The organism is Herbaspirillum sp. (assembly GCF_017744395.1).
In the GTDB taxonomy this organism is placed as follows: domain Bacteria; phylum Pseudomonadota; class Gammaproteobacteria; order Burkholderiales; family Burkholderiaceae_D; genus Herbaspirillum.
In genome coordinates this window covers 90,228-113,916 of record NZ_JAGIBI010000006.1, presented here as the reverse complement: position 1 = coordinate 113,916, position 23,689 = coordinate 90,228, and the positions used below count along the sequence as shown (strand labels likewise).

22 protein-coding genes and 1 tRNA gene are annotated in these 23,689 nt (G+C 60.0%); 13 read left to right on the top strand and 10 right to left on the bottom strand.

Going from position 1 to position 23,689, the window contains the following annotated elements; genetic code table 11:
• Nucleotides 1-21 precede the first annotated feature (21 nt).
• Nucleotides 22-1,785 carry a cation:proton antiporter gene (locus tag J7548_RS15425; RefSeq protein ID WP_290975862.1) on the bottom strand — a complete coding sequence of 588 codons (1,764 nt, stop codon included), beginning with the start codon at nucleotides 1,783-1,785 and terminating at the stop codon, nucleotides 22-24.
• A gap of 535 nt (nucleotides 1,786-2,320) precedes the next feature.
• Entirely contained in the window at nucleotides 2,321-2,833 is a 513-nt protein-coding gene (locus J7548_RS15420; protein WP_290975860.1) for an Lrp/AsnC family transcriptional regulator, read from the bottom strand.
• 206 nt (nucleotides 2,834-3,039) lie between these two features.
• Here J7548_RS15420 and J7548_RS15415 point away from each other — a divergent pair, with 206 nt between their 5' ends.
• Nucleotides 3,040-4,182, top strand: a complete 1,143-nt coding sequence (locus J7548_RS15415) for a branched-chain amino acid ABC transporter substrate-binding protein (RefSeq protein ID WP_290975857.1) — start codon at nucleotides 3,040-3,042, stop codon at nucleotides 4,180-4,182.
• Between the two features lie 118 nt (nucleotides 4,183-4,300).
• On the opposite strand, the gene J7548_RS15410 is transcribed toward J7548_RS15415, so the two are convergent.
• Entirely contained in the window at nucleotides 4,301-4,627 is a 327-nt protein-coding gene (locus J7548_RS15410) for a plasmid stabilization protein (RefSeq protein WP_290975854.1), read from the bottom strand.
• A gap of 313 nt (nucleotides 4,628-4,940) precedes the next feature.
• On the opposite strand from J7548_RS15410, the gene J7548_RS15405 reads away from it, so the two are divergent.
• Nucleotides 4,941-5,016, top strand: a tRNA-Thr gene (locus J7548_RS15405).
• Between the two features lie 38 nt (nucleotides 5,017-5,054).
• On the opposite strand, the gene J7548_RS15400 is transcribed toward J7548_RS15405, so the two are convergent.
• Nucleotides 5,055-5,444, bottom strand: coding sequence for a hypothetical protein (locus J7548_RS15400; RefSeq protein ID WP_290975851.1), 390 nt, complete (start codon nucleotides 5,442-5,444; stop codon nucleotides 5,055-5,057).
• A 53-nt stretch (nucleotides 5,445-5,497) separates the two neighbouring features.
• Between J7548_RS15400 and J7548_RS15395 the strand changes: the two genes are divergently transcribed.
• Together J7548_RS15395 and J7548_RS15390 are read left to right on the top strand one after the other, a co-directional pair.
• Complete coding sequence (locus tag J7548_RS15395) at nucleotides 5,498-6,385, top strand: hypothetical protein (RefSeq protein WP_290975848.1); 888 nt, start codon at nucleotides 5,498-5,500, stop codon at nucleotides 6,383-6,385.
• Between the two features lie 7 nt (nucleotides 6,386-6,392).
• Nucleotides 6,393-8,336 carry an ankyrin repeat domain-containing protein gene (locus J7548_RS15390; RefSeq protein WP_290975845.1) on the top strand — a complete coding sequence of 648 codons (1,944 nt, stop codon included), beginning with the start codon at nucleotides 6,393-6,395 and terminating at the stop codon, nucleotides 8,334-8,336.
• 436 nt (nucleotides 8,337-8,772) lie between these two features.
• On the opposite strand, the gene J7548_RS15385 is transcribed toward J7548_RS15390, so the two are convergent.
• Entirely contained in the window at nucleotides 8,773-9,711 is a 939-nt protein-coding gene (locus tag J7548_RS15385; protein ID WP_290975842.1) for a GlxA family transcriptional regulator, read from the bottom strand.
• Between the two features lie 116 nt (nucleotides 9,712-9,827).
• On the opposite strand from J7548_RS15385, the gene J7548_RS15380 reads away from it, so the two are divergent.
• Both J7548_RS15380 and J7548_RS15375 read left to right on the top strand, forming a co-directional pair.
• Nucleotides 9,828-10,631 carry an SDR family oxidoreductase gene (locus tag J7548_RS15380; RefSeq protein ID WP_290975840.1) on the top strand — a complete coding sequence of 268 codons (804 nt, stop codon included), beginning with the start codon at nucleotides 9,828-9,830 and terminating at the stop codon, nucleotides 10,629-10,631.
• 29 nt (nucleotides 10,632-10,660) lie between these two features.
• Nucleotides 10,661-11,794, top strand: coding sequence for a thiolase family protein (locus J7548_RS15375; RefSeq protein ID WP_290975837.1), 1,134 nt, complete (start codon nucleotides 10,661-10,663; stop codon nucleotides 11,792-11,794).
• 282 nt (nucleotides 11,795-12,076) lie between these two features.
• Here J7548_RS15375 and J7548_RS15370 read toward each other — a convergent pair whose 3' ends face one another.
• Together J7548_RS15370 and J7548_RS15365 are read right to left on the bottom strand one after the other, a co-directional pair.
• Nucleotides 12,077-12,472: a VOC family protein gene (locus J7548_RS15370; protein ID WP_290975834.1), complete on the bottom strand. Its 396-nt coding sequence runs from the start codon at nucleotides 12,470-12,472 to the stop codon at nucleotides 12,077-12,079.
• 74 nt (nucleotides 12,473-12,546) lie between these two features.
• A complete protein-coding gene (locus J7548_RS15365; RefSeq protein WP_290975831.1) occupies nucleotides 12,547-12,948 on the bottom strand; it encodes a 4-oxalocrotonate tautomerase in 402 nt (133 codons plus the stop codon).
• Between the two features lie 143 nt (nucleotides 12,949-13,091).
• Here J7548_RS15365 and J7548_RS15360 point away from each other — a divergent pair, with 143 nt between their 5' ends.
• Nucleotides 13,092-13,667 carry a TetR/AcrR family transcriptional regulator gene (locus J7548_RS15360; RefSeq protein ID WP_290975828.1) on the top strand — a complete coding sequence of 192 codons (576 nt, stop codon included), beginning with the start codon at nucleotides 13,092-13,094 and terminating at the stop codon, nucleotides 13,665-13,667.
• Between the two features lie 143 nt (nucleotides 13,668-13,810).
• On the opposite strand, the gene J7548_RS15355 is transcribed toward J7548_RS15360, so the two are convergent.
• Entirely contained in the window at nucleotides 13,811-14,563 is a 753-nt protein-coding gene (locus tag J7548_RS15355) for a sulfite exporter TauE/SafE family protein (RefSeq protein ID WP_290975825.1), read from the bottom strand.
• Between the two features lie 191 nt (nucleotides 14,564-14,754).
• Nucleotides 14,755-15,717, bottom strand: a complete 963-nt coding sequence (locus J7548_RS15350) for a LysR substrate-binding domain-containing protein (protein WP_290975822.1) — start codon at nucleotides 15,715-15,717, stop codon at nucleotides 14,755-14,757.
• A 198-nt stretch (nucleotides 15,718-15,915) separates the two neighbouring features.
• Here J7548_RS15350 and ycaC point away from each other — a divergent pair, with 198 nt between their 5' ends.
• Nucleotides 15,916-16,548: an isochorismate family cysteine hydrolase YcaC gene (gene ycaC, locus J7548_RS15345; RefSeq protein WP_290975819.1), complete on the top strand. Its 633-nt coding sequence runs from the start codon at nucleotides 15,916-15,918 to the stop codon at nucleotides 16,546-16,548.
• An 88-nt stretch (nucleotides 16,549-16,636) separates the two neighbouring features.
• Here ycaC and J7548_RS15340 read toward each other — a convergent pair whose 3' ends face one another.
• On the bottom strand, nucleotides 16,637-17,437 hold the full coding sequence (locus J7548_RS15340; protein ID WP_290975816.1) for an aspartate dehydrogenase: 801 nt from the start codon (nucleotides 17,435-17,437) through the stop codon (nucleotides 16,637-16,639).
• A 146-nt stretch (nucleotides 17,438-17,583) separates the two neighbouring features.
• Between J7548_RS15340 and J7548_RS15335 the strand changes: the two genes are divergently transcribed.
• The 5 genes from J7548_RS15335 to J7548_RS15315 all read left to right on the top strand — a co-directional run bounded on the left by J7548_RS15335 (nucleotide 17,584) and on the right by J7548_RS15315 (nucleotide 23,673).
• The gene (locus J7548_RS15335; protein ID WP_290975813.1) at nucleotides 17,584-18,552 is read left to right on the top strand and encodes a LysR substrate-binding domain-containing protein; all 969 of its coding nucleotides are present in this window, start codon (nucleotides 17,584-17,586) and stop codon (nucleotides 18,550-18,552) included.
• Nucleotides 18,553-18,849: 297 nt separating this feature from the next.
• On the top strand, nucleotides 18,850-19,623 hold the full coding sequence (locus J7548_RS15330; protein WP_290975810.1) for an enoyl-CoA hydratase/isomerase family protein: 774 nt from the start codon (nucleotides 18,850-18,852) through the stop codon (nucleotides 19,621-19,623).
• Between the two features lie 76 nt (nucleotides 19,624-19,699).
• A complete protein-coding gene (locus J7548_RS15325; protein WP_290975808.1) occupies nucleotides 19,700-20,758 on the top strand; it encodes an ABC transporter substrate-binding protein in 1,059 nt (352 codons plus the stop codon).
• A 140-nt stretch (nucleotides 20,759-20,898) separates the two neighbouring features.
• On the top strand, nucleotides 20,899-21,945 hold the full coding sequence (locus tag J7548_RS15320) for an ABC transporter ATP-binding protein (protein WP_290975806.1): 1,047 nt from the start codon (nucleotides 20,899-20,901) through the stop codon (nucleotides 21,943-21,945).
• A 12-nt stretch (nucleotides 21,946-21,957) separates the two neighbouring features.
• Nucleotides 21,958-23,673 (top strand): ABC transporter permease subunit, encoded by a 1,716-nt coding sequence (locus J7548_RS15315; RefSeq protein WP_290975803.1) that lies wholly within the window; start codon nucleotides 21,958-21,960, stop codon nucleotides 23,671-23,673.
• Nucleotides 23,674-23,689 lie beyond the last annotated feature (16 nt).

Below are 23,689 nucleotides of genomic sequence, written 5' to 3'. Positions count from 1 at the left end.
TAAAATTCTTTGCGTCAAGCCTTAGTGCACGTCCTCGGGCTGCTCGTCCAGCGTCTCGAAGAGGGCGATCTGCAAGCGCGAATGCAGCTTGACCAGCTTGCTCCACAGCAGCCACAACAGGCCCGCCGCGCCGGCCAGCACGAAGGCCAGCAGGTTCAGCGGCGGCAGGATGCTGGCCGAGAGCACGAAGATCAGCAGCATGATGCCGACGATCGACATGATCGGCAGGATCTCGGAAATAATGCGCCGCACACCCGAAGTATACGCTCCCGCGAGCTCCGGCTTGACGCCGACCTCGGCCAGCAGCATGGACAGGGCCTGCAGCTTGCGGTAAGTGGCGATCAGGAACGGCAGCGAAACCACCAGGGCGCAGCCCCAGATGATGGCCTTTTGCACGTCGGCGTCCGCCACCCAGTCCGACAAATACTTGCTCAGCCCGTCGACGAAGAAGGCTCCGGCCAGGAACACCGCGATCACCAGCGCCAGGTTGACCAGCACCTGCATCAGGATGCGGCGGATGATCTTGGTGAGTTCGGCACGGTCGCCCTGCGGCTGCAGGCTTTCCAGCCAGCGCGAATACATGCCCAGCAGATTGGATACCTTCGACGGTACCAGCGTAACCGCCTTGGCCGACAGGGGATCGGCAGCCTTGATCAGGTAAGGCGTCAGCAATGCGGTGATGGCCGAGACCGCCACCACGATCGGGTACAGGAATTCGCTGGTGACCTTCAGGCTCACGCCCAGAGCGGCGATGATGAAGGAGAACTCGCCAATCTGCGCCAGCCCCATGCCCACGCGCATCGGCGTGCGTCCGCTCTGGCCGGCGACGAAGGTGCCCAGGCCGCAACTGAACAGCTTGCCGAACACCACGGCCAGCGTAATGATGGTGATCGGCTGCCAGTACTTGACCAGCACGCCGGGGTCGAACATCAGGCCGATGGCGACAAAGAAGATGGCGGAGAACATGTCGCGGATCGGCTCGACCAGGCGCTCGATGCGGTGCAGCTGGCGCGACTCGGCCATCACCGCGCCGACCAGGAAGGCGCCCAGCGCCACGCTGTATTGCAGCTTCATCACCAGCAGGCAGAAGCCGAACAGGATGCCCAGCACCGCCACCAGCAGCATCTCATTGCTCTTGAAGCGCGAGATGAAGCTGAGCAGGCGCGGCACCGCCAGGATGCCGACCACCAGCGAGACGGTCATGAACAGCACCAGCTTGCCCACGGTGGTGAAGACCTCGCCCGAATCGACCGAGCCGCCGGTGGCGATGCCCGACAGCAAAGCGATCATGCCGATGGCTAGGACGTCTTCCACGATCAGGATGCCGAAGATGATCTGGGCGAACTTCTCGTTCTTCATGCCCAGCTCGTTCAAGGCCTTGACGATGATGGTGGTGGACGACACCGCCAGCATCGCGCCCAGGAAGATGGCGTCCATGCGCTTCCAGCCGAAGTACAGGCCGATCTCGTAGCCGACCCAGATCATCAGCAAAATCTCGGCGGCGGCAGCGATGAAGGCGGTGGCGCCGACCTTGGCCAGTTTTTTCAGGCTGAACTCCAGCCCCAGCGAGAACAGCAGGAAGATCACCCCGAGCTCGGAGAGGATATGCACGGTCTTGTCATCCTGGATCAGGTCGTAGGGCGGCGTATGCGGGCCGATGATCACGCCGGCCACGATATAGCCCAGCACCACGGGCTGCTTCAGCTTGTTGAAGAGCACTGTGACGATGCCGGCGATCAGCATGATGACCGCCATGTCCTGGATGAATAACTCGACTTCGTGCATCGTACGGGGTTTCCTTTCGGTTCAAATGAAGGCTTGCCAGGTTGGTGATCCGGTATGCGCCATTTTGCAGCCGCACTGCACCATCGGCGCGCCATGCGCTGTTCCATATCGCCGCCGGCTGCACGGACAAAGCCTCCCTGCGCATCCGGAGGCAGGCTCCCGACACGGCAAGGGATACGGCTGTTGCGCCGCACAAGGTGGATGATGCTGGATGGTTCGACTGATGCCGACGCGACCGGCGGCTGGTTGTTACCGCTCTGCGTCCGCTTTTGGCGCGTATGGCCTGAATGGCAATGCCGGCCAAATACCGGCCGGCAGCGTCATCGGACGGCCCGAAAATAACACAGGAGGCTTGCCGGCCGCAACGACGCATTCCACTTGGGAAAGCGGTCCAGCGGCTTTGCTCCTCTACCGCCCCCGGCCATGGAGCTTAAATGATGGTCATACCCTTGCATCGAAGCCCACTCGCGCAGGCATGAAAACTGCTATACGAAACTGGCCCCTGCCGGGCAGGACTAGCGGCTGCGGCGATGGCTCAACCCGGCACGCGCACCAGCACTTCCGCGGCCTTTTCATCGAAGGCGATGCGGGTGGTGAACTTGGCGCGCTTCATCGGGAAGCGCGACTGGAAATGGCGCACGTTGCCGGAGCCGGAAATGACTCGGCGCACGAACTGGTAATAGGCGTCCATGTCGATGACGTGAACCACCAGGAAGTAGTCGTATTCGCCGGAGACGAAGTAGCACTGCATGACCTCGGCCTCCTTGGCCATGCGTTGCTCGAAGTCCTGCATGTGCTGGTCGGACTGGTTGTTGAGCGAAATTTCCAGGAAGGCCAGCATGCCGTAGCCCAGGGAGAAAGGATCGACCATCGCCACCTCGGCGCTGATGATCCCCGCCTCCCGCAATTCCCGGATCCGGCGCAGGCAGGTCGGCTGGGAAATATGCAGTTTCTCGGCCAACACGCGAGTCGAGATCTGATTGTCTTTCTGCAGCATGTTGAGCAGCTTGCGATCAACCTTGTCGAGCGTGTGATGTTTTGCGGGCATGGGGCAAATAGATAGGGAAATTTTTAAGTGAGTCTCTAAAAAAAACTTGGCGAAGCCGATTCTTATGTTGTACCGTCTGCATTATTCAGAAAGTCGGGGACGAAAGCAAAAAGCGGGACGCCCAGCCTCCGCAAAAAGGATCTGAATAAGACTTGGTAGTGAGACAAAACATCAAAAGTGGTCAATTCAATCTACAGAGGAAACCTATGAAACTCAAGAGCGCCATTATTCCATTAACCGCCGCTATCGGACTGGCTTTCGCTGGTGCTGCCTACTCCCAGGAAGTCGTCAAGATCGCGCACGTCGGACCGCTCTCCGGCCCCAACGCCCACATGGGCAAGGACAACGAAAACGGCGCCCGCATGGCCGTCGACGAATTGAACGCCAAGGGTTTCACCATCGGCGGCAAGAAGGTCAAGTTCGAACTGGTCGGCGAAGATGACGCCTCCGATCCGAAGCAGGCTACCGCCGTCGCCACCAAGCTGGTCGACCAGAAGGTCGCCGCAGTGATCGGCCACCTGAACTCGGGCACCACCATCCCCGCCTCGAAGATCTACAGCGACGCCGGCATCCCGCAGGTCTCGCCTTCGGCAACCAACCCCAAGTACACCCAGCAAGGCTTCAAGACCGCCTTCCGCGTGGTGGCCAACGATGCGCAACTGGGCGCTGCCCTGGGCAAGTATGCCGTGCAGAAGCTGGGCACCAAGCAGATCGCCGTGATCGACGACCGCACCGCCTATGGCCAGGGCGTGGCTGAAGAATTCGCCAAGGGCGCGCAAGCCGCCGGCGGCACCATCGTCGGCAAGCAGTTCACCAACGACAAGGCGACCGACTTCAACGCCATCCTGACCTCGATCAAGTCCAAGAAGCCTGAAGTCGTGTTCTTCGGCGGCATGGACGCGGTCGGCGGCCCGATGCTGCGCCAGATGAAGCAACTGGGCATCAGCGCCAAGTTCATGGGCGGCGACGGCATCTGTACCGGTTCCCTGCCGGGCCTGGCCGGTGACGGCCTGGGCGACGACCAGGTGGTCTGCGCTGAAGCCGGTGGCGTCGACGACGCCGGCAAGAAGGGCATGGACGACTTCCGCGCCGCCTACAAGAAGAAGTTCGGCATCGACGTGGTCTACAACGCAGCCTACGCCTACGACGCCACCATGACCGTGGCTGACGCCATGGCCAAGGCCGGCTCGGCCGATCCGAAGAAGTACCTGCCGGAACTGGCCAAGGCCAACCACAAGGGCGTGACCGGCGTGATCGCCTTCGACGCCAAGGGCGACATCAAGGACGGCTCGCTGACCTTGTACACCTACAAGAACGGCCAACGCACCCTGCTGGCTGTGACCAAGTAATCATCCTGCATGGCCCGGGCCTTTCGGGGCAACCGGGCCAGGCAGTCTGATTGCAAGGCGCAAGGCAACAATGAAAATACCCCCGGCATGCCGGGGGTATTTTTTTGGACGCCGCGCATCAGCGCACCAGCACCTTCTCCAGTTCCGCCTTGTTCATGCCCGAACGCCCCTTGATGCCGGCACGGGCAGCCTCGGCATAAAGCTGCCGGTAAGTGCGCCCGCCGCTCCCCTTGTGCGAGCGCAAGCCGCCACGGCGCGATGGCGACATATCCTGCATCGACAGCTTGCTAGCCTCCTTCGATTCGCCATGCTGCGCACGTTCCTTGTTGACGGTGCGCGCCGCAATCTCTTCCGCGCGCTCTTCGCCGCTTCCGCGTTTCAATGCGCTGGACTTGATGTGCTGGTACTGGCGTTCACGCTTGTTGCTCCATGCTGCCTGCGGCATGATGGCCTCCGAATCTGAATGATCGATACATCATCATAAGAAGCCGGTGATGCCCCTGTTATCCGCCTAGCGCTGATCCTGGCGTAAGAAATGTGGGCAAGCGCTGCCGGTGCGGGACTACAAGGCGAGATGTTGGTGCGTCTGCTAGCACCTTCCACTGCATTGGCTACCGGGACAACATGCAAGATCGGGCGCAACTTACCCGTTTTTAGATGAAAATGAGCGCAATTCATGGCGCAGCACACGAGAATTTGCCCTGAATGAAGATCAGGTATTGGAGAAAGCGGAGTTTTTGATAGAATACCGCCCTTGCGCTGATGTAGCTCAGTTGGTAGAGCAACTGATTCGTAATCAGTAGGTCGACGGTTCGATTCCGCCCATCAGCACCAGTACTAAAAAAGCGGCTTGCAGCGATGCAGGCCGCTTTTTATTTGCTCTGCAATTTTTCACTTACTCGCGTCCGGCCTATACCATAGGGAATGTCGACGAATGTTTTTTCTAAATGACGCCCCGGCACCGACCGAGAAAACAAAGCAGGCTCGTCGGACAACCTTACGAAGCGGTTAAGCCATTGGTCGGTTTGCGCCATAGCGTCAAACATCGGTCCTGTATATGGCGAAGGGATGGCGACACTGCATTGGGTCTGCGCTGCCTGAATTTCGGCACAACACAGGAACGCAACCAAAGGCAGTACTCGTGGCATAAGTGATTTCCATTGAGAAACACCGGCGTTTATTTTTACTCTTTTGCTGCGCAGGAAAATCGCAAAAATTGCATTCCAAATTAGCAAGGAAAAAGGCTCAAGTCCATCACTCATTTGGATGAGGCGTTTAGGTTGCAACAGCGCTAGGCTCCCCCTATTCAGTCATCTTGACGGAAATTTACGTTTCAACAACACTGCTTGGGCAGTCGCGTGAAACAACAAATACAAACTCATTGGGGGATGCGATGCTTAAAACAAATCGAATCATGGTGGGACTGTCTTTATCTCTCCTGGCCGGTTGCACTCATATTTACCAGCCCTACTCTGCTCATTCGCTAAGTTCTCTTGAGCTAACCAAGACATATACCGATCTCAAAGACAAGCTCAAGCCCCTCATTACCGAAGACAAGTGCTATGCCCCGATCAGTGAAGCAGACAAAGCTTTGCTTACGACCTCCTGCACACAACAACGCAATCTAGCCATTTCCGCTTTAGTAATGACTTCAGCAGAGGAATGCTTGCGCTATCGCAGAGGACTCTATGGGAACGAGGCAGCATGGAATATCACGCTTGGCACTGCAACCAGTTTGTTTGCTGGTGGTGCCGCAGTAGCTGCCAGCGCTCAGGGAAAGTCAATACTGGGTGGATTGGCACTGTTTACCAATTCGGAGCGCTCTCTCGTTAACGAAACCATCTATAAACAAATGCTGGTTACTGCGGTCGATAAAAAAATCGTGGAAATGCGCGATACCAAGATGCTGGCAATTCACTCCTCTATGAAGAATGACGTGAATACATACCCCGTCTATCAAGCACTCAATGACGTAATCGACTTACACAATACATGCTCCTTTATCGATGGTTTGCAAAAAGCACTTGATGAAGGAACACAAGGAGCGTCCGCACAACGAATTATCCGTTTAAGACAAACGCTGCAAACCTTGCGCCTAGAAAATGCCACGGTTCAAAGTGACAAAGAGAGCGAATATGCGACGGCACTTAAAGCACGCATTAAGACTGTGAGCGATGAGCTTGCTGCGGAAGAGAAGAAATAATTTAGTAATGCGTACCGTCATCAGCCAATCACTAGCAATGCCGCCACCATCGCATTCGTTTTTTGTTGAACCTCCTATGTGCATGTTTCCTTACATCAAACAACTAAAAAGAGGTATGCAAATGCACGAACTTCCAATTTTTAAGAAGCGCTGTCGTGCATTCATGCAGAGATTCGTATCGATAGCGGTTTTGGTTGTGTTGAGCGCATGCGCGACCTCACCGATGGATTCTATTGTCAATAATGATGCCGACGGCATGCGTAGCCAATTGGATGGCCTCGCGTCCAATCAAGTGACGTTTTACATGACTCAGGCGATGATTTATCAGCGCTGGAATATGGTTGATCTCATGCGGCAACGGGGTGGCGACTTTAAAAAGGCCGCTGATGCGCTCTTCACAGATTTAAATCCGAACTATGACGAAGCGACTGTGATCGCCATCGTCGATGCCCTCCTGTCACGCGGATTGGATCCAAACCAAAAGTTTGCCAATGGAACCAGGCCCCTCAATGCCTTATGCGCATACCCAGGTGCGGCACAGAAATTGATGGCCCGCGGAGCCGTTGTAGACGTCAAATCGACGAAATCCGTCGTTCTCAGTTGCCTTCAAACCATGGAACTTGCCGTGAATTCTCGCGAAGTTGCTCCCAATCCAAAGGTCTGGGATAAAGCTCTCGACAATGCAGCAAAAACGGCGATCTTGTTTATCCAGAACGGCGCCGATACAAATAGTCGGTATGGTGCAAGAAATGGCCTCTCTACGCCATTGCTGCTGAAAGCCGTGGTGTATGCCCCTCAAACCGTAGTCGATGCGCTGATCGCTCATGGCGCTAATGTATTGGATATGCAAGATGGCGGGTATGCGCCACTGTATGCTGCGGTCGAGAAGCAGGATGCCAAGCAGGTTTCTTATTTGTTGGGCAAGGGGAAGCTGGCGGTGCAAAGCCAGAAACCCAAGAATTGGAAGATTGATTATCTCGCCTGGATCAATCACCAGGAAAAACATGGCTGGACCCCTTTACACGTGGCGGCGTCCATGGGCAACAGGGAAATCATGCAATTGTTCCTCGATGAAGGGGCAGACCTGTCGCTCAAGACGGAGCATGGATACACTGCCCAAGACCTGTTCAAGATCAAACTTGCGCAAGACGAGTCTGCACGCCAACAACGAATCGCCAATGAACAAGCCGCCAAACGCCAGCAACAGGAAAATGCCGAAAGAGCCGCCGAGAACAAGCAAGCCTTGTGGACGTTCATCGGCCTGACCGCCGCCAACTATCAGGCAAACAAAGCGGCACAAGCAGCGCAATCGGCTCAGGCAGCTAATTTCTATGCCAATTCTCAACGGGCGGCCGATCAGCAAAAAGCGGATGTCGACAGACGAAATGCGCAAATGGCACAGCAATTGACTCCGAAGACTCAGCCGGCACGCGCAGGAAGTGGTCAATCGTATTCAGCTCAAACAACAGCAAATTCGGCGGGATCATCAAATCAATCTATTACGTCTGTAAAACTTGCTCAGAACACAGCACCTAAATCAACATCATCAACAGATAGCAAAGTCTCAAGCAATTCATCAGCTACCAAAATCACAGATCTACAATCGTCGATGCAGGAGGCGGGCAACCTGCCCACCTCCTCTCGCGCCTACCAATGCATGACGCGCGTGCATTTTGACCAAGGGCTGAAGGAATGGAGTGCAACGTCGCGCCTGTCGGATCCCGTCTTTCTCACGGTGGAACAGGCTTGCGCGAAGGCCCGGAAGAAGGCGTCAGACTTCGCGGCCGCCATCGATCGTGGCGAAGTCCGAGGCTACCCGCGCGGCAAGGTCAAGAGCATCGATGCCTGCGCCTTGATCCCGAAGGACGACAGTCGGGTGGGGCTGTATGTGCATATTGAGGAGCCGTCTTCCTCACCCTGCGATGCGCCCACCTCCAGCGTAGCGAAGTAACCGGAGTGGAATGATGCCTTTATTCATGAAGAATAGCTGTGGGTGGCGCATACATACACGAGTCATTTCAAGACCTGGTTTTTAATGCAAGCCGAACGTTGGTCAACCAACGCGATAAAAACTATCTTAGGAAAAACATGTATTGGATTGTTGCTTGCCCCTGTCCACCGCTTGGCGTCGTACAGTCAGATATAATCGCACCGAGTAACTACCCGATGTTGTAGAGCGTATTGTTGTCCTCAACTGGGCACGATCCAGGCTGGAAGAACTAGGCTGCGCTGATAATTGGGGGCATTTTTGGGGGCACTTCTTTACCGCCAATTACGCAACCCCATATACAACATAGCTTTAAGGATTAAATTCGGTTCTGCCCATCGCACCAGCACAAGAGCGGCTTGCAGCGATGCAGGCCGCTTTTTTGATCTCGGCCGATAGCTCACGCAGCACCTCGTGCCTCGCGCCTCACAGCCTGTGGCGGTATACCGAAGCCGCGCATGAAAGCTTCTCGCATATGGCGCCGGTCACGAAAACCGGTTTCCTTCGCCACCACCTCCAGCGGGTGCCTGCTACTCTCGATCATCAGCCGGGCCGCTTCGAGCCGCAAGCCCTCCACTGCCTTGGCCGGCGACTGGCCGGTCTCAGCCGTGAATACACGACTGAACTGGCGTGGGCTCAGGTTAACGGCCTCTGCTAGATCCTCCACACTCAATGGCTGCGCGAGATTGCGCCGCGCATGCTCCAGTGCTTGCTGAATACGATCTGACTTGGGAGCGAGCTTGAGCATCTCGGAATGCTGCGACTGCCCGCCCGAACGGCGCTGGTGCATAACCAGGTGGTGCGCCACGGAGCGTGCGATATCGGCGCCCAAGTCTTTCTCCACCAAGGCCAATGCCAGATCCAACTCTGCTGTCATGCCAGCAGAGGTCCATATCGGTCCGTCAGCAATATAGATACGATCGGCCTCGACCTGCACACTGGGATGGCGCTGCTGCAAATCTTCAGCACAATACCAGTGCGTGGTGGCGCGACGCCCGTCGAGCAATCCAGTATCCGCCAGAATGAAAGCGCCAGTACACAAACCAGCAATACGCCGTGCGCGCACTGCGATCTTCCTCAACAGCTTGAGTAGCTCCGGCTCGACTGGCAAAGGAACAATAGTCCCCACGACCAGCCAAGTATCTGCATTACTGCGCACAGTAAGTGGCTTTGTCTGTAGCGCAAGACCTGTCGATGCTCGAGCCGAACCATCCAGCGCGTAGATATCCACCGCGTAGAAGGGCTTGCCTGCCAACAAGTTGGCAAATTCAAACACGGCCTGGGTCGCAAGCGCCATGACTTGGAAACCGTCAGGCAATACATAGCCGATGCGATGCATGAATGCCTCCTTTGCAATGTCCTAATTCACGATTATATACGTCATTTACGCCATTGATCGATAAGCGCACCATGACTACGCACCATCAACCCATCCATCATTCAAGGAGTTTCACCATGACACACACATCCCATCCCGGCACCGCCCTCATCACCGGCGCTTCCAGCGGCATCGGCGCGCTGTATGCAGATCGTCTCGCGCAACGCGGCTATGACCTGATCCTGGTCGCCCGCAACCGCGAACGGCTCAATGCGCTGGCCAGCAGCATCAGCACCCGCACTGGCCGCGCGGTAGAAGTATTGCAGGCGGACTTGAACAACCGCGTCGAACTGGCACAGGTGGAAGACAAGCTGCGCCAGGACGCCAGCATCACCTTGCTGGTCAACAATGCCGGCATAGGCACACATACGCCGCTGCTGCAAAGCGACGTGGAGAAGATGACCCGCATGGTCGAACTGAACGTCACCGCGCCGATGCGCCTGGCCTATGCCGCGGCACCCGGTTTCGTGGCTCGCGGCCGTGGCGCCATCATCAACATCGCTTCCATCGTGGCCATTGCCCCCGAGATCCTGAATGGCGTGTACGGTGGCAGCAAGGCTTTCGTGCTGGCGTTCAGCCAATCGCTGCAGCATGAGCTCAATGGCCAGGGTGTACGGGTGCAAGCCGTTCTGCCCGGCGCCACCGCCACCGACTTCTGGGCCCTGGGCGGCCTGCCGGTCGAACACTTGGATACCAGCATCGTCATGCGCGCCGAGGATTTGGTCGATGCCGCGCTGCTGGGTTTTGAGCGCGGCGAGCAGGTCACCATCCCTTCGCTGCATGCGGAAGAGAAATGGGACGCCTATGAAGCCGCGCGCCGCGCCATGGCGAACCACCTGTCCAGTAACACCGTCGCACAACGCTATACCGTCGTGAACTGACTGACCAGCCGCCCTCCGGAGGAAACACCATGAAAGCCGTCATCGCCGCCTATGCGCGCTCGCCGTTTCACTTTGCCAACAAGGGCCGTCTGGCCGAAGTGCGGCCCGACACGCTAGCCGCCCAGGTCGCACAAGGCCTGCTACGGCGCACCGACCTGGATCCAGCGCTGCTGGAAGATGTCATCCTCGGCTGCGCCTACCCCGAAGCCGCGCAAGGCAACAACCTGGCGCGCATTGTCGGATTGCTGGCCGGCCTGCCCCTGGCCGTAGGCGGCATGACGGTAAACCGCTTCTGCGGCTCGTCGATGCAAGCCGTGCACATCGCCGCGGCGCAGATCGAGGCCGGCATGGGCGACGCCTTCCTGTGTGTGGGCGTGGAGTCGATGACGATGGTGCCGCAGGGCGGTTTCAATTTCTCGCCCAGCCCCGAGCTGCAGGCCCACACCGATGCATATATCTCCATGGGAGAGACCGCGGAAAATGTGGCGCAACGCTGGGAGGTGAGCCGCGCCGACCAGGAACTGCTCGCGCTGCAATCCCATCGAAAAGCCGCCGCCGCCCGCGAGCAGGGCCGGCTTACCGATGAGATCGTCCCCATCCGCTTGCAGAATGGCGAACTGATTGAAGCCGACGGCTGCATCCGCCCCGGCACCACGCTGGAGGCGCTGGCCGGGCTCAGGCCCGCCTTCCGACCAGATGGCGTGGTCACGGCGGGCACCTCGTCGCCGCTGACCGACGGCGCTGCGGCAGTGCTGGTGACCAGCGACGATTTTTCTGCACGCCACGGCCTGCAGGCGCTAGCGCGCATCCGCAGTTTTGCGACCGTAGGCGTGGACCCGGCGATCATGGGCATCGGCCCAATCCCCGCCACGCGCAAGGCACTGGAACGCGCCGGCCTCACGGTGGCCGACCTGGACGTGGTCGAGATCAACGAAGCCTTCTCCTCGCAGGCGCTGGCCTGCATCCGCGATCTCGGGCTGGACATGGCCACCGTGAACATCGACGGTGGCGGCCTTGCCATCGGCCATCCGCTGGGCGCGACCGGAGCCCGCATCACCGGCAAGGCCGCGACTCTTCTGGCGCGACAACAAGGCCGCTATGCGTTAGCCACGCAATGCATCGGCGGTGGACAAGGCATAGCCACGGTGCTGGAACGGGCTTGAATCATACATACTCCAGCTTCGAGCCTCCTCCTGAGGAAGGGTATTCAATGATGGCGGCACGATGAAGCGCCGGATATGGACGCTGAGAAGCTAGCCATTTAGCAACCTCGGGGGCTGAATGCCCCCGCTCCATGATCTGTCTGACTGCTTCAATCTTGAACTTTTCCGGGCAACGCTTACTGCTCAGGACGACTATTTTTTTGCCTGATATTTAAAACTGTGAAGTGTCTGGAAATTCCGGGGCGATTCAATTCGCTTTCGACCGTCCCATAATTCCCACCACTATTTCGGCGAATTCAACATCCACTGAACACCGAACCGATCGGTCAGCTTCCCGTAATAGTCTCCCCACGGTTGCACCCCGAGTACAGTCGTCACCACTCCCCCCGATCCAAGGGCATTGAACATCCGGTCCAACGAATGCCTGTCGTCCATCGCCAGATGATGCGCGGATCCTCTCATCGGCTCGGCGTCGTCATTGTCTGATGCGTAGAAGGCGACCCCGTCGCCTTCGAACCTTGCATGCATGATTTTCCCTCGCATCGCCTCGTTCTTGAGCGGCATTCCGTTTTCGCCGTGCCGTTGCATTTCCACAATTTTGCCCAGTCCGCATGCCTCATAAAACGTCAGGGCTTCTTCGCAGCGATCAACAAAAAACAAGTAGTTCAAAAGCAGCATCACATACTCCGTAAAAAGAAAGAAGGGGCGACAAGAGTCGCCCACGTAAGCCTTTCAACTGCGAGCTTGACGCTTTAGCCGGTGAGCTGCGCGTTGGTCAACGCGACGCCGCCAATTCCCCAGGCGCCGTCCACCGCGTGAACCACATTGACCCATATGCGTTCTCGGGGATGTTTTTCTCCCGACATCGTATGAATGATGTCGGTGGCCTCTTTGATATATCCCAACTGGATTTCCCTGCTGTTGAAGGCAAAAGATGGGACTTTCCACTCGATGAATACAACGGACGATTCCTTCGATCCGGAGAAGGTATGTTCTTTTGGCAGGAGGTTGATTGAACCGACGATGTTCGGCTCGATTGCGGTGTTTCCAGTCAACCCGTGCCATTTGATCATCGCGTCCGAGAGCCGGGTAAAGGCTATGCTTTCTTGCCCCTTGGGGAGGACGCCTTCTGTGATGGTGAGAGTCAGTGGCATAAGATTCCTCTAGTCAGATGATTGCGGCGTTCAACGCAATCCCCTCCACTCCAGAGATCACATAACGACCGTTATTCAATATTAAATAACGATCGTTATGCAGTCAACTATAATGTAGCCTGATGACTCACCCAAAGGTTTCTATGTCACGAGCTGAACAGAAGACACGCACGCGCCAACGCATCCTTGAAGGATCCGGACGGGCGTTTCGCAAAGGAGGATTCGCTGGAACAGGAGTTGACGCCCTGGCCAAGGAGGCTGGCGTCACGTCTGGGGCGTTCTACGTTCACTTCGGCTCCAAGGACGATGCCTTTCGTGAGGCGCTGAAGCACGGGATGGACGATCTTCGGGGAGGTATCCGCTATTTCCAGGCGGAGCATGGGGCCGACTGGTGGCCAAAGTTCGTGCGGTTTTATCTCAGCGTCAAGCGAACGTGCGACCTGTCCGAAAGCTGCACGCTGCAGACGTTGCCAACGGAAGTGGCCCGCTCCGGCCACGAATCGCGAACAGCATTTGAAAGCGCGTTGCTCGAAGTGGCACAAGCCGTAGTCGACGGCCCGGCATCTCCACGCATGCCGGAAAACATTGACGCCGCTTGCGCAGCCCTGGCGGCATTGGCTGGGGCGGTAACGCTCGCGCGGGCGGTCGATAGCACGACATTCGCCGATCAAATCGCCGCAGCAACTGAATCGGCGTTGCTGGGGCCACTGTGCGCTTAGCTGTCTAAAGATCTAATTCTTTTCATGTGATCCGGGGCGCTTGATGAAAGCGTAGGCAATGACCATGCTTGGCCTCTCGGACATTGAGGGGAGTTGGAAAATATTTTCATACGACAACGAGCATCCCGTCCAGGCGATCCCCCCTACTTGCTGCCGTAGAAAAACAAGGCAGACATAACCAGGCCGGTGGCGACGATGCCGCCCCTGAGCCATGGCGCCGGAATATGGCGGGCAACCCGGGCGCCGAAATATCCGCCCAGCGCCGCGGCGACCATCATGCTCAAGGCCTGGGGCCACTCGACCACGCCGCCGATGGCATAGATTGCCACCGCGATTGCGGTCAAGAGCGCCGAGACTAGGTTTTTCATCCCATTCATCGCGTTGAGCTGCTTCTGGCCCAGCAAGCCAAACAACGCAAGCAGGAGAATGCCCAGCCCGCCATTGAAGTAGCCGCCATAACCGGCAACTGCCAGGATGCCGCAGCGTGCCTTCCAGGCCGACGTTCCGGCGCCGGTGGCGCCAGCCCATTCACGGAGTTTCGGCCCGAAGGCGAACATGGCCGTGGCGGCCAGAAGCAGCCAGGGAACGATTTTCCGGAAGGTCGCATCGGGCGTGAACAAAAGCAGCGCAGCCCCCAGGCCACCGCCGATCAACGAGAGAACGAGCACGCCTCTGAGCGAAATGCCCGGCGGGGATTCGATATCTTCACGGAATCCCCATGCGCCGGTGATATACCCCGGGAGCAATGCAACGGTGCCGGTGGCATTGGCGGACACCGGCGGCACGCCTGTAAAGACCAGTGCCGGCAATGTCAGGAAACTTCCGCCACCCGCTACGGCGTTGAGGGCGCCGGCCAGGAACGCTGCTGCAAGCATCAAGGCATAGTTCAATATCATTGCCGTTTTATACCTACGTCATTATTTAACGAGGCATATTAACAGCCGGAGTATTTTTCAATTCGATAGATAAGGCGGTTCCAGATAGGCGATCCTGCAATACCGTTGCAAAGCGAGGGGGTTTCCATTTCAACTTAAACATACGCACACCCCAGCCGCCCGCGCAGCTTCCAATACGATCGCCTCCCCTCCTACGCCTGCGAACAATCGCCGGCCTCGCCGGGCGAATATGCATGCCATCCGGCCGACTCCAGTTCGGCCAGTACCTTGAACTCCTTGGCAAGAAAGTCGATCAGTTGCCGGGTGGCAGGCGGCAACCCCTGGCGCGACGGGAACACGGCGTGAACGATCCCCGGCTGTAGCTTCCATTGCGGCAATACGTCCACCAGCAATCCCTGCTGCAGGTCGTGCCAGACCATCATCGTCGGCAATTTGACGACGCCGACGCCGCGCAATGCCGCCAGGCGCAGCGCCAGCCGGTCGTCGCTGACCAGACGCGGCACATGAGGCACCTCGACCCTTGAGCCGTCGGGCCCCTGCAAATGCCATGCATGCTCGCGATGCGCGGGTCCTTCGTCGATGCTGGGCAAACCGGAAAGGTCCTGCGGCGTCAAAGGCCCCGGCATCATGGCCAGCAGTTCCGGGCTGGCCACCAGGCGCTGCGTACTGTCGCCCAGCACCTTCATGACCAGGTCCGTGTCCTCAAGCGGCGGAAAACGGACGCGAATGGCGATATCGTAGCCTTCGCCGATCACGTCGACGCGGCGGTTGGTGCTATCGAGCTGCACCGTGACCCGCGGATGCGCGGACATGAAGCGCGCAATGATGTCGCCCACCTGGTAATCGAGCAGCGCCGTCGGGCAGCTTACCCGGACCAGCCCTTGCGGCTCCGAGCGGACCCGCTCTATCGCCGTCCGCGCCGCTTCCACCTGCGCCAGCATCGCCATGCAGTGCCGGAGGTATTCCTGTCCGATTTCCGTGACGGCGAAGCGCCGCGAGGAACGCTGGAGCAGGCGTACGCCCAGTTCCTCTTCAAGCTGGGCGATATGGCGGCTGAGCCTGGACTTCGGCATGCCCAGCGCCCGTCCCGCGGCGGAAAAACCGCCATGGGCGACGACTTGGGTAAATAGGTACAGATTGTTGAGGTCCTGCATTTCCTCTCCCTTTATCGTTCTTATTGCGGAACGCAGCAATGCATTTCAGGGGGCTAGCGCACGCATCATCGCCCAAATATTGTAGTAGCCATGGTAACGAAAAGCTGCCTGGACCTGGCGCAAGACCCTGCCCAGGTTCCCGGGAATCCTCCGCCCAGCGTCCCGATGGGCCAAACACGCCAAACCCCAGGAGATCATATGTCCAAGCCCTATCGTCGTCTCGACAAAAATAATGCCGCCGTCCTTCTCGTCGACCACCAGGCAGGCCTGCTTTCGCTGGTGCGCGACATCGGCCCCGATACCTTCAAGAACAACGTGCTCGCGCTGGCCGACCTGGCCAAGTATTTCAAGTTGCCGACCGTCCTGACAACCAGCTTTGAGAACGGGCCCAACGGCCCGCTCGTGCCGGAACTCAGGCAGATGTTCCCGGACGCGCCGTTCATTCCGCGCCCCGGCCAGATCAACGCCTGGGACAACGAGGACTTCGTCAAGGCGGTCAAGGCCACCGGCAAGAAGCAATTGATCATCGCCGGCGTGGTCACGGAAGTATGCGTGGCATTCCCGGCGCTGGCCGCCATTGAGGAAGGCTACGAAGTATTCGTAGTAACGGATGCGTCGGGGACATTCAACGAGATCACGCGCCATTCCGCCTGGAATCGCATGACTGAAGCCGGCGCCCAGTTGATGACCTGGTTCGGCGTTGCCTGCGAGCTGCATCGCGACTGGCGCAATGACGTGGATGGCCTGGCCGCCCTGTTCTCCAGCCATATCCCCGACTACCGCAACCTGATCACAAGTTTCTCGATCGCACAGGGCGCCAAGAACAATTAACGGCGCCGCATTTCCCGCATACCGTCAAAGCATGCCATGCGCCATACGCCTTGTGCCACGGCGTAAAAGCGCATGGTGTGCTTTTTCCTTATGCATTGCCGATCATCGATCCACCCATCCTGCGCAGCAAGGAAAGCACCGACTGCGCAGCCAGGCGCGATGTTCCGGGATTCGCGGAAGGCGTGGCCTCGATGGAGAAGCGCATCGTTCCGCTGTCGGCGTCGACCTCGACCGTATGGCAGTTGCTGCGTATGGCGGGATCCAGCCACAGCTCCACCATGGTGCGCCGGGGGCCGATGCCCGCCAGCGATAACGCCGCCGCGATGTTCAGGTTGGCCGGAAAATGGCGGACGGCCTCATGCGCCGAACCGGAAAACACCAGCAGCGGCTGCCGCACGAGATCAGGATCGATACCCCGTTCGGCCAGCCAGGAAACACCGCGCAGCGCCGACGGCGGCTTTCTCGTCACCAGCTTGGCTGACCGGACTTCCCCTTCCGCCATGGCAGCGACCGCATCGAGACCGCCGATCGCGCCGCTCGGGATGTGGATCTGGCTGCGATATTCCTGTGTGAGCGCAAGCAGCTCGGGAGATGTCAGCAAAGCGCCCGTACTCAATACCACCAGTTGCTTTCCGGAGCGCAGCACCGAGGGAGCGATCCGGCGCAGCACTTCCGCTCCGGCGCATTCGACCACGATATCGGCGTATTCGCCGATATGCTGCAGGGGCACCAGTTGCGGCACCTGCTCCAGATCCTCCAGGCGGCTTCGCGATGCCGCCGGGTCGCGTACAGACACCGCCGCCAGCCGCAGTCCTCCGATCCCTTGCCCGATGCCTTTGGTCACGGCATGGCCGATGGCGCCCAAGCCTGCGATTGCGATTGTTCCCATGTCTGTTCCCCGTAGTATCGATACGCCCATCGTAGACAAGCGCCCATGGGGATGACAAATGATTAGAATAGCGCCATGCATTCATTATTGTCATGCATGCGCAGCGGCCACATTCCACCTGATACGGCGCCTCCTCCATCCAGAAGATGAAAAAGCTTCCTCCCTTGACAGCGTTGCGCGCCTTCGAAGCGACCGCGCGCCTGCTTTCTTTCACGGCCGCGGCAAACGAGCTGCACGTCACCCAGAGCGCGGTCAGCCGGCAGGTGCGCATCCTGGAAGAGCACTTGCAGCACAAGCTGTTCGTCCGCCTCACCCGGCGCATCGAACTGACGCCGCAGGGGGAGTCCTACTATCGGGAAGTGCGGCAGGCGTTCGAAAAAATCTGCGATGCGGGCAGCCGCTTGAATGGCCGCAAAAAGCAAAGCCGTCTGTCTGTCGCGGTACTGCCCGGCGTGGCCGCGCTGTGGCTGATGCCGAGGCTCGATTCCTTCTGGCGCGAAAACAAAGATATCGATGTGCGTATCGTGGTTTCCACCGGCGCGGCCGATTTCCGCCGCTCGCAGATCGACATGGCGATCCAGGTCGGCGCCTTGCCCGGCGCGCGCGCCAAGGGTCTGCCATTGGCCAATCGCATGGCTGTCGACTGGCATGGCGTCCATGCCGATGCGCTCTTTCCCGATGCCCTGGTGGCGCTGTGCCACGCCCGTTTGTGGCGGCGCCATCCGATCCTGGCGATCGCCGATCTGAAACAGCATTGCCTGATTCACACCGCGATACGTCCGGATGCATGGGCCACCTGGCTGCACGAGCATGGCGGCCGCATCGGCGCCAGGCAAGAATCCATCGAATGCAGCCAGTACGCGATGGCATTGCAGGCGGCGATGCATGGCGAAGGTATCGCGCTGGTTCCATCGGTGCTGGCCGACAGCTTCGACCCCGAACACCGGTTGCGCCGCCTGTTCGACGGCCCGACGCCGAGTTCCGGCCAATACTATTTGCTGACGCCCGCCGAGCGTTACGAGGATGTCCCGGTCCGCCGCTTCAGGGAATGGCTGATCGCGCAGGCCAAGGAAACATCGCAGGATGCGGATTCAAGCCCAATAGCCCGCCGTTGATCCGCTGACCCGGCTCCAACCATCGGAGCACCGCCCCTCCTGCCGGTACGGAAAACCGGCAGCCGCAGGACAAGCATTTCCGCCCAAAACTTTCCCGTCGCCAACAATTCCGGCCGTTCCGGCATGGCGCGCCCGCGCATTTCATTTGTGCACCCCATCAAATAATCCCCAAAACCGGGCGCAAAAACGCCGTTTCCCGACGCATTTCCTACATTTTGCAGCGCATATAGACAGGCACATTTGTTGCTGTAACATTTTATAGCGCTATAAAACATTAGTTATTATATAGGAATAATTATGGAAAAGTTCATCAAGACCGCCGTCGATGGCAATGTCGCCGTCATCACCCTCAACCGCCCTGAGAAGCTCAATGCGTGGAACACCGAGATGCGCAATGAAATCATCGCGGCGCTGAAGAAGTACAACGCGGATGCCGCCGTCGGCGCCATCGTGCTGACCGGGGCCGGCGACCGCGCCTTCTGCGCGGGGCAGGACCTGGAAGAGGCGCACGGCTTCGACGTGGCGCGCGCCGATGAGTGGATGACCGAGTGGGAAAACTACTACCGCACCATCCGCACGCTGCAAAAGCCGCTGATCGCGGCCTTGAACGGCACCGCCGCCGGTTCGGCCTTCCAGGTCGCCCTGCTGACCGACATCCGCGTCGGCCACAGCGGCTCGCGCATGGGCCAGCCTGAGATCAATTCCGGCATTCCCAGCGTCACCGGCCCCTGGATCATGAAGCAGATGCTGGGCCTGTCGCGCACCATCGAACTGACGCTGACCGGCCGCATGATGAGCGCGGAAGAAGCGCATGGCCTGGGGCTGATCCACCACCTGGTGGCAGCCGACCAGGTCATGCCCAAGGCGCTGGAGATCGCTCGCGAACTGGCGGCCAAGCCGCCGGTGGCGATGCGCCTGGACAAGCAGCGCTTCTGCGAAATCACCGAACCCGGTTTCGTCGACGCCATCGCCGCCGGCCGCCGCATCCAGAAAGAAGCCTACGCCACCGGCGAACCGGCGCGCATGATGGAAGAGTTCTTCAGGAAGCGCGGCCGCGACATCGCCAAATAAACGGCGGTGCGGGGATCGGCGCCGGCAGTCGCAGCGCAAGGATGTCTGGGATCAACAATTCAACAGGGAGCATGGTATGACACAGCAAGTCAACGACAAGCGCCGCGGCGTTCTCAAGGCGGCAGGCGGCGCGGCACTGGCGGCGATGGCGCCGACGGTGATCGCGCAAAGCAAGCAACTGGTGGTGGCCGATCCGGGCGGCCCCTACACCGCGGCCTACCGCAAGGCCTTCTACGATCCGTTCGAGAAGGCGACCGGCATCAAGGTCGTCAACGTCGCGCGCGAGGCGCAGCCGGTGGCGCAACTGACCGCCATGGTCAAGACCAAGAACTTCGTCTGGGACGTGACCACGCTGACCCTGCAGCAAGACATCCCCATCCTGGAAGAAGGAGGCTTGCTGGAACCGCTGGGCCTGGTTCCGACCGATTTCAAGAACATGCTGGCCGGCGCCATCACGCCCAACTTCGTCGGCGTGGACGTGTACGCCACCATCCTCGCCTACCGCACCGACAAGTACGCCAAGAACGCGCCCAAGACCTGGGCCGATTTCTGGAACGTGGAGAAATTCCCGGGCCGCCGCTCGCTGCGCCGCAACGCCATCGACACGCTGGAACAGGCGCTGATGGCCGACGGCGTGCCGATGGAGAAGCTCTATCCGCTCGACCTCGACCGCGCCTTCAAGAGCCTGGACCGCATCAAGAAGCACGTCTCGGTCTGGTGGACCAGCGGCGCGCAGGCGATGCAGCTGATCCAGTCCGGCGAAGTCGACATGATCTCGACCTGGAACGCGCGCGCGCAAACCGCCATCGAGGGCGGCGCGCCGGTGGCCATCAACTGGAACCAGGGCCTGTATTCGGTGGAAGGCTGGGGCGTGCCCAAGGGCAATCCCAAGGCGGCGATGGCCAAGGAGTTCGTCAAGTTCTGCGCCGACGCCAAGCTGCAAAGCGCCTTCACCGACACCCTGGCCTACGGCCCGACCGCGCTGGAGGCGTACAAGAACATCCCGCCGCAGCGCGCCGCCATCCTGCCCACGGCGCCGGCCAACGTCAGCCAGATGCGCGCGCCCGACGGCCCGTGGTGGCACAAGAACCGGCTGTCGGTCTCGGACCGCTTCAACGCCTGGCTGCTGGGCTGATGCCCTGATGCTTTGACGCGCGGCCGCATCCGGGGCGGCTGCGCACTATCCACTTTGTTCCATTGACCGCGGCGCATCCCGCATGCGCCGCGCCGGCCCCGCTCATCCCGCGGGCCGGCCCATGATTCAGGTTGAATACCATGACCGCACGACTGCACACCGTAGGCATCAGCAAACAATATGACAGCGTCACCGCACTGTCCCCCACCGACCTGGAGGTGCAGGACGGCGAATTCCTGACCCTGCTCGGCCCTTCCGGCTCGGGCAAGACCACGCTGCTGCAGATCATCGCCGGCCTGGTCGAACCCAGCGGCGGCCAGCTTTTCATCAGCGGCAAGGAAGCCACCCGCACGGCGGCCGGCGAGCGCGGCATCGGCATGGTGTTCCAGAGCTACGCGCTGTTTCCGCACCTGTCGGTATGGGAAAACATCGCCTACCCGCTGCGCATGCGCAAGATGGACAAGCCCGCCATCGCCGCCGCCGTCAAGGATGCGCTGGAGATGGTGCAGATGGGCGCCTACGCCCACCGCCTGCCGCGCGAACTCTCCGGCGGCCAGCAGCAGCGCATCGCGCTGGCGCGCTGCTTCGTCTACAAACCCTCGGTGATCCTGCTGGACGAACCGCTGGGCGCGCTGGACAAGAAACTGCGCGAACACATGCAGTCGGAAATCCGCAAGCTGCACAAGGAACTGGGCGCCACCTTCATCTACGTCACGCACGACCAGGAAGAAGCGCTCAACCTGTCCGACCGCATCTGCCTGATGAACAATTCCAGGATCGAACAGCTCGGCACACCGGAGGATTTGTACGACCGGCCGAGCAGCGCTTTCTCGGCGCAATTCATCGGTTATTCCAACCTGCTGCCGGGCACAGCGCGGCGCGAGATGGACGGTTCGGCCACCTTGCAGCATGCGCGCTATGCCCTGCCCTTGCGTTCCGATGCCAAGGCCGGCGAGGTGGCGCTGGTGGTGCGCCCCGAACAGGCTTCGCTGTGCAGCCCGGACGACGCCTACCTCAAGGGCGCCGTGACCGAAGTCGTGTTCGCCGGCTCCGACTATCGGGTGCTGGTCGACATCGGCGGCGACGAGCCCTTCCTGCTGCGTTGCGGACGACGCGATGCGCCGGCGGTCGGCGACGTCGTCGGCCTGCGCTGGAATGCCGGGCACACCGCCGTGGTACACGTTTAAGCGGAGCCGGCCATGAATGCTTCCCTCGTCAAAAACTTGCGCGCCCTGGGGCCGGCCCTGCCCTGCCTGCTGTTCCTGGCCGCATTCTTCTGCGTGCCGGTGGTGGAGATCCTGCAGACCGGCGTGCTCAACGCCGACGGCCAGTTCACCACCGAGCAGTTCCGCCGGCTCGGCAGCGACACCGTGTTCCTCAAGGTGTTATGGACCACCTTCGCCATTTCCGGCATGACGGCGCTGTTTTCGGTGCTGCTCGGGTTCCCGGTGGCCTACTTCCTGAGCCAGTTGAGCGACCGCCTGCGCGAGCGCTGGATGATGTGGATCATGGTGCCGTTCTGGACCAGCTACCTGGTCAAGACCTTCGCCTGGATCCTGGTGCTGTCCAAGACCGGCGTGCTGCTCTCGCTGGCCTCGGCGCTGGGCCTGGTGGACGATCCGCAGGCGCTGTCACCGTCGCTGCTGGGCGTGATGGTCGGCATGGTGCATGCGATGCTGCCGCTGGCGGTGATCAACATGCTGCCCATCATGCGCGGCGTCAACGCGCAGCTGATGCAGGCGGCCGAGACGCTGGGCGCCAACCGTTCGGTGTCGTTCTTCTCGGTGTTCCTGCCGATGGCGGGGCCTGGCGTGGCGGCGGCCGGCCTGCTGGTCTTCATCACCAGCCTGGGCTTCTTCATCCTGCCCTCGCTGCTGGGCACGCCGCGTGAAACCATGGTGGCGCAGATGGTGATCCAGGCCATCAACGAATTGTTCAACCTGCCGTACGCGGCGGCCTTGTCGACGGTCTTGCTGGTGTCGGCCATCGCGGTGTTCATGCTCTACGACAAGCTGGTCGGCCTGTCCTCGCTGAGCGGCGAGACGCGCACGGCGCTCAAGCGCAGCACCAATGCGGCCTGGTCCAACACCGCGCTGATCGCCATCGGCCGCGTGCTCGGCGGCCTGCGGCGCCCTTCCGCGGCGCGCGTGCCGGCGCTGAAGGTCTACGGCTTCCTGGTGGTGGCGCTGCTGTCGCTGCCGATCGTGGTGGTATTCCCGATCGCCTTCACCGACTCGGCCTTCCTCAGCTTCCCACCCAAGGGTTTCAGCCTGCGCTGGTTCGACAGCTTCCTGTTCTCGCCGGTATGGCAGGCCTCGTTCCTGCGCTCGCTCGGCGTGGCGGCGGTCACCGCGCTGGCCTCCACCGCCCTGGGCGTAGGCGCGGCGCTGGCCCTGACCCGCCTGCCGGGACGCTGGACCAAGCCGGTGTTCGCCTTCCTGCTGGCGCCGCTGATCGTGCCGCGCATCGTGGTCGCGGTCGGCCTGTTCTACCTGTTCTCGCGCATGGGGCTGGTGGGCACCGACCTCGGCCTTTCCATCGGCCATACCGTGCTGGCGATCCCTTACGTGGTGGTCACCATGGCGGCCGCGCTCAAGCGCTTCGACTGGCGCCTGGACGATGCCGCCCGCATCCTCGGGGCCTCGGCCTGGACGCGCCTGCGCACCATCCACCTGCCGATCATGATCGGCAGCGTGGCGGCGGCGCTGCAGATGGCCTTCATCATTTCCTTCGACGAGCTGACCATCGCCATCTTCGTCAGCGGCGGACTGAAGAACACCCTGCCCAAGCAGATGTGGGACGACATGGTGCTGCAGGTCAACCCGACGCTGGCGGCGGTCTCGCTGGTGATGGTGGTGATCATCGGCCTGCTGGTCCTGACGCCCACCCTCTACAAGAAAATCCGGCGCGCATAAGCGCGCCCGCCGAACC